Origin of the sequence: Hyphomonas sp. UBA3601 (assembly GCF_002375605.1) — a bacterium.
GTDB lineage: Bacteria > Pseudomonadota > Alphaproteobacteria > Caulobacterales > Hyphomonadaceae > Hyphomonas.
Genome location: NZ_DFME01000091.1, coordinates 631 through 1460, shown reverse-complemented (window position 1 = coordinate 1460; position 830 = coordinate 631). Strand labels below are relative to the sequence as shown.

At 57.1% G+C, this 830-nt stretch carries 2 protein-coding genes; one reads left to right on the top strand and one right to left on the bottom strand.

The features are described from left to right. Positions 1-515, bottom strand: a 515-nt coding sequence (locus tag B4F73_RS09355) for a glutamate-cysteine ligase family protein (protein ID WP_290483091.1), incomplete at its 3' end; no start/stop codon positions are given. A 108-nt stretch (positions 516-623) separates the two neighbouring features. Here B4F73_RS09355 and B4F73_RS09350 point away from each other — a divergent pair. Then, a partial coding sequence (locus B4F73_RS09350) for a hypothetical protein (RefSeq protein ID WP_290483090.1) occupies positions 624-830 on the top strand: 207 nt, incomplete at its 3' end.

Below are 830 nucleotides of genomic sequence, written 5' to 3'. Positions count from 1 at the left end.
AGACGGCCGACCTTGTCCATATAGTCCATCATGATGCGGTAGCGGCCTTTGGGCATCACCGGCGTTTCGGCGAGACTCCAGACCGGGCTCGCACCGAGGCCCATGAAAGCAACGCCCAGCGGATCGGCAATGTCTCGGACTTCGCGCAAATGCGAGCCCACTTCATTACAGGTCTGGTGCATGGTTTCGAGTGGCGCACCCGACAGCTCGAACTGACCGCCCGGCTCCAAAGATACGCTTGCGCCATCCTTCTTCAGACCAATCAGCTTGCCGCCTTCGACGATTGGCTGCCAATCAAACCGGTCGCGCAGGCCTTCCAGAATTGCCAGAACGGAGGCCTCACCTTCGTAGGGAAGCGGGCGCAAACCATCGCGCAGAAAGCCGAACTTCTCATGTTCAGTCCCAATGCGCCAATCTGCTTTCGGCTTGTTGCCAGCCTCGAAATACTCGACCAGCTCGGATTTCCCCGAGATACGCTGGGAGTTTTCGTCGATATCCGACGTCGGCGTGGTCACAATGGAGGCCTCCCCTCAAACTCTTGCTGTGAGTGCACATAGGGATGTTTCGCTCGAGCGCCAACCGGGTTATTCTCACAAGTTCGTTTATTCCCGCAGGTGAGACTGATGACGCGATTTACCACAGAAGAACGCGATGACCTCAAAGTCTGGGCACGCATCCATGTGCGTGGTGGCTATGAACCCGTCGAGGAAATCGAGGAAATCCTTCTGGATCTGACCGAGGAGTTCGAGTCGCCTATTTCAGAGCGTGACCGGCAATCCGAGATTCGGTCCGCGCTGATTCAGGAAATCGAGGCCGTGCAGTCAGAGCAG